Annotated in this window: 4 protein-coding genes and 1 pseudogene; 3 read left to right on the forward strand and 2 right to left on the reverse strand. The window is 55.4% G+C overall.

Annotated elements, in window-relative coordinates; genetic code table 11:
- Positions 1-353 (reverse strand): annotated as a pseudogene (locus tag AC0QHF_RS26780) (hypothetical protein); the annotation flags it as partial.
- A 420-nt stretch (positions 354-773) separates the two neighbouring features.
- Positions 774-2,051 (reverse strand): glutamate-5-semialdehyde dehydrogenase, encoded by a 1,278-nt coding sequence (locus tag AC0QHF_RS26785; protein WP_324707335.1) that lies wholly within the window; start codon positions 2,049-2,051, stop codon positions 774-776.
- Between the two features lie 264 nt (positions 2,052-2,315).
- Between AC0QHF_RS26785 and AC0QHF_RS26790 the strand changes: the two genes are divergently transcribed.
- The 3 genes from AC0QHF_RS26790 (at position 2,316) to treS (ending at position 8,264) form a co-directional block, all read left to right on the forward strand.
- Complete coding sequence (locus AC0QHF_RS26790) at positions 2,316-3,056, forward strand: DUF748 domain-containing protein (RefSeq protein WP_324707336.1); 741 nt, start codon at positions 2,316-2,318, stop codon at positions 3,054-3,056.
- Positions 3,057-3,129: 73 nt separating this feature from the next.
- On the forward strand, positions 3,130-4,458 hold the full coding sequence (locus tag AC0QHF_RS26795) for a dihydroorotase (protein ID WP_324707337.1): 1,329 nt from the start codon (positions 3,130-3,132) through the stop codon (positions 4,456-4,458).
- Positions 4,459-4,946: 488 nt separating this feature from the next.
- A complete protein-coding gene (gene treS / locus AC0QHF_RS26800) occupies positions 4,947-8,264 on the forward strand; it encodes a maltose alpha-D-glucosyltransferase (protein WP_324707338.1) in 3,318 nt (1,105 codons plus the stop codon).
- Positions 8,265-8,513: the final 249 nt, after the last annotated feature.

The following is an 8,513-nucleotide window of genomic DNA, read 5'->3' on the forward strand; positions in this document are numbered from 1 at the left end:
CTGTTGGAACGTCTACGCTCAGTTTTGCTTCTACGCTGCTGGTTGGTGCGCTCCCGAATCCCGGTCAAGTCTTCCAGCGCAATGGCTTGATTCGCTGAATATGCAGAGTCAACAATCCGTCTACTAATGTTGTGGTTTACCCATGTCTGATAACGCTTGAAATCTTGGGAATACAAAGCCATCACCGGTTTGCCCCCGGATGGGGTTTGGGCGTAGACGGTGGGGTGACCGGTGGGGGCGTTCATATTGCAGTAAAAATTTGTGCCGGCAACGCCCGGTTTGGGAGCGATCGCGACCCAGGCTAAACCGACCGCGATCGCCGTAAAGAGTTGTGTCGTCCGGTTAATTTTCATGGTTAAACCTGCGAAATTTATCTCGATCGTAGGTCAGAATTTTTGGAAACGTCAACGAAAGATACAAATATTAAATTTTCGATTTTTTTTTACAATTCTGCGACTTTATCAATAATTTTTAACTAACAAATGTAACGAAAAGAGGACGCCGATTCGGGATGGCGACCGCCACGGTATATCGGGCGGTGCGCGGAGTTTGAACAAATGTTGCGAATGAAGATTTTTTGAGTGGCAGGCAACGGGCGATCGGAAAAAAAAGCGTCTCTGGATCATTCCGACGATTTGATCCCTTCTTTGGATATCGAGTTGATTTGAGCGATCGCTCTCGCAGAAGTCGAAACCAATGAGAGATTCGAGGGGGGAAATTGACCGATAATTTTTATCAGAAAAACCGCCCCAAATCCGAGGCGCGATCGCAGATTATAAGTCCCGGTGGGTGAACGGTTTCGCATCCTTTCCGGCGTAGGTGGCGACGATGTGTCCGTCTCCGACGAGTTGATATTTGTATGTCACCAACCCTTCCAAACCGACGGGTCCCCGGGGCGGCATTTTCTGGGTGCTGATGCCCACTTCCGCCCCGAAACCGTAGCGGAAACCATCGGCGAAGCGGGTGGAACAATTGTGAAATACCCCCGCTGCATCGACGAGATCCATAAAGGTTTGGGCGGCTTCGGGGTCTTCCGTGGCGATCGCGTCCGTGTGGCCGGAACCGTGGGTATTGATGTGGGCGATCGCGGCTGACAAACTTTCGACGATTTTAATGGATAAAATCAGATCGGTGTATTCCGTCTCCCAATCCTCCGCCGTCGCTTCTTTCATGGAAACGATTTCCCGGGTCTTTTCATCCCCCCGCAACTCTACGCCTTTTTCCTGAAATTTTGCCGCAACTATAGGTAAAAATTTTGCTGCAATTTCTTCATGAATCAAGAGGGTTTCAATGGCATTGCAGGCGGCGGGATATTGGATTTTTGAGTCGATCGCCACCTTCACGGCTTTTTCGATATCGGCACTTTTATCGACGTATAAATGGCAGATGCCGTCCGCGTGCCCCAACACCGGAATTCGGGTGTTATCCTGCACGAACCGGACGAAAGAATTCGAGCCCCGGGGGATGATCAAATCCACATATTCATCCAACCGCAATAACTCGATAATTTCTTCCCGCGTCGTCAACAACTGCACCGCGTCCGGGTTCACCGCCGTCTGTGCGAGTCCGGCCCGAATGGCTTTCACCAATTCCCGACAGGAATTCGTCGCCTCTTTTCCCCCTTTGAGAATCACACCATTTCCGGATTTTATCGCCAGGGCCGAAATCTGGATCACCGCGTCGGGACGGGCCTCGAATACCACCCCCAACACCCCCAGCGGACAACTCACCCGCCGCAAAATTAACCCTTCGTCCAACTCCCGGCGAATTTGGGTGGCCCCCACCGGGTCGGGGAGTTTCCCCACGTCCCGCAGTCCCGCGATCGCCCCCTTCAGTTTGGTTTCGTCCATCTTCAGGCGGTTGTAGAGGGGTTTGGCGATGCCGTCCGCTTCCGCCTGCCGGCAGTCCTCCCGGTTGGCGGCGACGATTTCCGGGGCGGCGACTTCCAGCGAACGGGCGATCGCTTCGATGGCCTGGTTTTTCGCTTCTGCCGACAAGACGGCCAACTTGCGGGCGGCGGACCGGGTTTTTTGGGCGGTTTCGATGAGCATGGCGAATCTGTGGACAGTTTGGGCAGTATATTATTATATCGTCTCACTTCCCCAATTTCCAGACCTTGAATTTTATGGCAGTCGCCCGGACGGTTCGGACATTTGAAAATCCTGAAATCTCAGAATCGGGGATGGTTGATCTTTGCCGATCGCCATCCGAAAGGTTGACAAATGGAAGGGGTTGATTCCGGCATCGAATGTTGAAGATCGGATGTTTTTTGGAAGCTGACACGATGGATATCAAAATCATTGGAGGAGTTCATTTTGACTCGAAGACGAACAAAAGGATGGGCGATCGCTGCAATTTTTGCCGGAATTTTAATCGTTATCGTCGCCCTGGCTAACGTCGGGCTATCTCGGCTCGATCGCCAAGTTCAGACCTATCTCGAATCGGTGGTTGCCGACACCCTCGGCGTACCCGTCGAAATTCAATCTTTGAGTTTGAACGAATTCGACGGCGGCCTGGAGATCGACAATCTGACCCTGCAAAATCCCCCCGGATTCGCCACGCCCTATTTGATGAAAATTGACCGCCTCGATTTGCAACTGCGGCCGCGCACCTTATTTTCCGATATCGTAGAAATCGATAATTTTTCCGTCGATACCGTCCATATCAATATCGAACAAAATTTGACGGGCAACAATATTTTAAAAGTCGTCGATCGCCTGAATTCGGAGGAAAATTCGGGGGGGTCGGGGGGCGAGATCGGCGGGTCGGAAACGGCCGAAACCGGAAAGAAGCTCCGACTCAACTTTCGGGCGATCGCGGTGCGGGATACCCGGGTCAATCTGGTTGTATCTTCATTTGGATTGACCGCCGACCCCATCCATTTTAAACTACCAAACTTGCAACTGACCGACGTTTCCTCCGACGAACTCCAGGCGGTGCTGACGGAGGAATTGATCGCCGAGTTCGTCCGCGGCTTATTTGAGAGTGTCGTCAGGGATGGCGGGGAAAAAATACCCGATCTGTTGGAAGATGCGATCGCGCCCCAGTTAAATTAATCATTTTTTTAGGATGTTGCGATCGCCAATCCGTGGTAAAATTGCGACGTGGTTTGTAACCGGAAGATCGGCCATGTCTGCTATCCCCGTCCTGTATATCCGTCGCGCCCGCATCCTGACACCGGAGGGCGAGTTCCTGTTGGGAGACGTGAAAATCGGGGGTGGAAAAATCCTCGAAGTCGGGCCGGAACTGGCCGCGGCGGGGGAGTCGGAAACGGACATCGACGGGGAGGGGTTGACGTTATTACCGGGCGTCATCGATCCCCAGGTGCACTTCCGAGAACCGGGACTCGAATACAAAGAGGATTTGTCCACGGCTTCCCGCGCCTGCGCCCGGGGGGGCGTGACCTCGTTTTTGGAGATGCCGAATACCAAGCCTTTAACGAATACTCAAGAAGCCCTGACGGATAAATTGGAGCGGGCATCTCGTAAATCCTTAGTCAATTACGGCTTTTTTATCGGGGCGACCCCCGAGAACCAGCTCGATTTGATCGAGGCGAATCCGACGCCCGGAATCAAAATTTTTATGGGGTCGATGCGGGGTCCGCTGTTGGTGGATCGGGAAGAGATCATCGAGCCGATTTTCGCCCGGGGCGATCGCCTGATCGCGGTGCACGCCGAAAACCAGGCCCGGATCGAGCAACGCCGGAAAGAATTCGCCGGACGGACTGACGTGGCGGTACACTCCCAAATTCAGGACGAACGGGCCGCTTTGGAGGCGACCCAACTGGCTTTGAAGCTCTCTAAAAAATATCGGCGGCGGCTGCACATTTTGCATCTATCTACGGGCATAGAAGCGGAACTGTTGCGGGAGGACAAACCCGAGTGGGTGACGGCGGAGGTGACGCCGCAACATTTGTTATTGAATATCGCCGCCTACGAGAAAATTGGCGCCAAAGCCCAGATGAATCCGCCGCTGCGATCGCCCGAAAATAATGATATTCTTTGGAAAGCATTGTTGGATGGTGTCATCGACTTTATCGCCACGGATCACGCCCCCCACACCCTGGAAGAAAAGGCCAAAACCTACCCCGACACCCCCTCGGGGATGCCAGGAGTCGAGACATCTTTACCTCTGATGCTCACCCAGGCGAAGGCGGGGCGGTGCAGCGTGCCGCAGGTCGCCAACTGGATGTCAACGGCGGTGGCGAAAGGGTATCAAATCCCCAACAAAGGTGTCATCGCCCCCGGTTACGACGCCGACCTGATCTTGGTGGATCTGGAGAATTACCGGCCGGTATTGGCCTCCGAATTGCAGACGAAATGCGGTTGGAGTCCCTTCGAGGGGTGGAACCTGACCGGGTGGCCCGCCGTGACCATCGTGGGGGGCCAAATCGCCTACGATCGCGGCCAATTCAACACCGAGGTTCGCGGAAAGGCCCTCAGCTTCGGAAATGTTTAGAATATTTAAGGACACCGAGACGATCGGCGATCGCACCCCCGATAATAAAAAGTGAGCCGAGCGATCCCGTGCGTTCCACCCAGTCAGGATGCGGGGTCAGTTGGTTTCGGACTCGGACCCGGGCAGTTTTGGATCGGGAACGTGCGAATCTACAAGATCTGATGCCGACCCTCGGACGAGAGAGCGCCGGGAAGCCGTCAACCCTGTCGGGGCGATCGCTCTCCGGTGAAAGATCCCCTTGACTCTCGCCGTGCCGACCGATCGCGTTTTCTCGCCAGACCTGCAGGTATTTCCAAGCCTCAAATATTGGATGCTGCGATGCCCGACGGCGGTGAAGACGAGTCAAATTTCTGTCTGAGGGTGAATGGGAACCCGACGCGATCGCCCAATAAAGTCGGGAAAACAATCCATCAATAATTGTCAATTATCAATTGTCAATTATCAATTATCGAGACATCAAAACCCGAAATTTGACGACAATCAAGCGTATGCCACACTCCAAACTCAGCAACGATCCGCTTTGGTTCAAAGACGCCATCATCTACGAAGTCCCCGTCCGGGCCTACTCCGACAGCAACGGCGACGGCATCGGCGACTTCGCCGGACTCACCGAAAAATTGGACTACCTCCGAGATCTCGGCGTCACCGCCATTTGGATTCTGCCCTTTTTCCCCTCCCCTCTGCGGGATGACGGCTACGACATCTCTGACTACCGCGACGTCAACCCCATCTACGGCAATTTAGACGATTTTAAAACCTTCCTCGACGCCGCCCACGATCGCGGCATCCGCGTGATCATCGAGCTCGTCGTCAACCACACCTCCGACCAACACCCCTGGTTTCAGCGGGCGCGGCGTCTGCCCAAAGGCAGCAAAGAGCGGGAATTTTACGTTTGGAGCGACACGCCGGACAAATACCCCGAAGTGCGGATCATCTTCCAGGACTTTGAAACCTCCAACTGGGCCTGGGACCCCGTAGCCAAAGCCTACTACTGGCACCGCTTTTACTCCCACCAACCCGACCTCAATTATGAGAGTCCCGAACTGCAACAGGCCGTTTTGGACCTGGCGGACTTTTGGCTGGGGATGGGGGTGGACGGGATGCGGTTGGATGCCGTGCCCTACCTGTGCGTCCGGGAGGGGACCAACTGCGAGAACCTGCCGGAAACCCACGCCTTTTTGAAACGGTTGCGGGCCCACATCGACAGCAAATATGCCAACCGGATGCTGCTGGCCGAGGCGAATCAGTGGCCCGAAGATGCCGCCGCCTACTACGGCGAGGGGGACGAGTGCCAGATGAACTTCCACTTCCCCCTGATGCCGCGGCTGTTCATGGCCCTGCGGATGGAGGACAGTTTCCCGATCATCGACATCCTCAAGCAGACCCCCGCCATCCCCGGCAACTGCCAGTGGGCGCTGTTTCTCCGCAACCACGACGAGTTGACCCTGGAAATGGTCACGGACGAGGACCGGGATTATATGTATCGGGTGTACGCCCAAGATACCCAGGCGCGGCTGAATTTGGGCATCCGCCGCCGCCTCGCGCCGCTGCTGGGGAACGATCGCCGCCAGATCGAGTTGATGAACAGCCTGCTGCTGTCCCTGCCGGGGACACCCGTCTTATATTATGGGGACGAAATCGGCATGGGGGATAACATCTACATCGGCGATCGCAACGGGGTGCGGACGCCCATGCAGTGGAGCCCGGACCGCAACGCTGGATTCAGCCGCGCCAACCCCCAAAAGCTCTACCAGCCGGTGATTCTGGATTCGGAATACCACTACGAGGCCATCAACGTCGAGGCCCAGAGCGCCAACCCCAACTCCCTGTTATCGTGGATGAAGCGCCTGATCGCCATCCGCAAGCGCTTCCAGGCCTTCGGGCGGGGTACCTTTGAACTCCTGCACCCGGAAAACCGCAAGGTGTTCGCTTTCGTCCGCACCTACGCGGGGGAACATATCCTCGTCGTCGCCAACCTATCCCGGTTCGTGCAGGGGGTGGATCTGGATCTGACACCCTTTCAGGGCATGGTCCCGGTGGAAATTTTCGGGCGGAATCAGTTCCCCAAAATTGGCGAATCCTCCTATTTTCTCAGCGTGGCGCCCTACGGGTTCTATTGGTTCATCCTCCAGTTCGACCCCACCCAAAGCCTGCTGCCACGCCCCCGCCACGAACTCCCCGCCCTGGAAGTGGCCGGAAACTGGCACCAGATTTTCACCCAGACCGACACCCGGGAGCGGTTGGAGTCTTTGTTTCCAGAATACCTGCATCGCTCTCCGTGGTTCGCGGGCAAGTCCCGGATCATGCAGTCCGTCACCATCGCCGAGTCGATCCGGATTCCCTTACTCGACCGGGAGACGGCGATCGTGCTGTTGAATGTGGAGTATACCGAAGGGTTTCCGGAAACCTATGTCGCTTTGTTGGCCTACGCCGAAGACGAACTGGCCCGACAAATTAATACTCAACTTCCGAGTGCGGTTTTGGCGTCGGTGAATGTCGATGGCGAGGAGGGGGTTTTATTTGAAGCCAGCGCCGACCAGGAATTTTTGACCCTGCCGTTGGATATGATCCGGAATCGGCGGCAGTATAGCGGACAGCACGGCAGTCTGACGGCGATCGCAACCGATGCGATCGGCAATCTGGACATGAGCGCCGAACAGCTCAACCCCCAACTGATGCGGGAGGCGGCTAAAAATGCCCTGGTGGTGTACGGCGATCGCCTGATTTTTAAGCTATTTCGCCGGGTGGAAGCGGGCATCAACCCCGAGCTGGAAATCCGCAACTTTTTGGGACACAAACGGCAGTTGGAACACATCGCCCCCGTCATGGGCGGGTTGGAGTATAAATCCCGCCGGGGAGAGTCCATGACGTTGGGGGTGCTCCAAATTTACGTCCCCGACGCCATCAAAGCCTGGAATTACACCTTGGACAGTTTGCGGGACTTTTTTGATCGCGTCAACTTGCAGACCGGGGAAACGGAGGTCGCCGTCCCGGAAGAGTCGCCGCTGACGCTGCGGAATCAAGAAATACCCGAAGAAGTGGCGATCGCGATCGGGTCCTACCTCAGCAACGCCCAACTGTTGGGGCAACGCACGGCGGAACTGCACCTCGCCCTATCGAGCGACACCGACGACCCGAATTTCGCCCCCGAACCGTTTTCGTTGTTTTATCGGCGATCAATCTACCAATATTCTCGCAATCTCACCGGACAGGTGATGCTGCGGTTGCGGAAGAAACTCGAAAACCTGCCCCCCGACACCCAAAACCTCGCCAAGCAGGTTCTCAGCCACCAGGACTACATCCTGGGACGCTTCCAAATGCTGCTGGATCTGAAAATTACCGGTATGCGAACCCGCTGCCACGGGGATTACTCCCTCGAAGAAATTCTCTACACTGGGAAGGACTTCTGGGTGCTCGACTTCGAGGGGGAAACCTACCGCACCCTCAGCGAACGGCGGATGAAGCGATCGCCCCTGCGGGACGTGGCGGCGATGTTGCAGTCCTTCGACTACGCCACCCGTCTGGCCCTGCGAAATGAGGTGGAAAACGGCATGATCCGACCGGAAAATCTGCCCCAAATGAAGGACTGGAGCCGGATTTGGTATCACTGGGTCGCCTCCCGCTTTTTGGGATCTTATCTGGAAGTCGCCTCCCAGGACGGCTTCTTGCCCCGCAGTCACCAGGAGTTGCAGGTCCTCCTCGACAGCTACCTGTTGGAGCGGATCATCCAAAGTGTGGACTTCCACCACCATACCCGCCAGGAGTTCATCGATATCCCGTTACAACAACTGTTGGAATTGGTTTGAGTTGTTGACCCCTCTGGCCCTCTCCCCCAACCCTTCTCCCAACTTTGGGAGAGGGGAGTCCAATCCAAATGGACAGGAGTTTCACCACTCCAGACACTCCAGGACAGGGAGGGTTGATTTAAAAAAAATTGGGCTCGAAAAAAAATTCGCCGAAGGGTTGACAGGGTGGCGACCATTCCGATAAGATATTGACATCATGCTCCATAATGGGAGTGGTTGCCAAAATAAAAAAATCGCGAATATTCCCAT

It is taken from the genome of Lyngbya sp. CCY1209 (assembly GCF_055795065.1).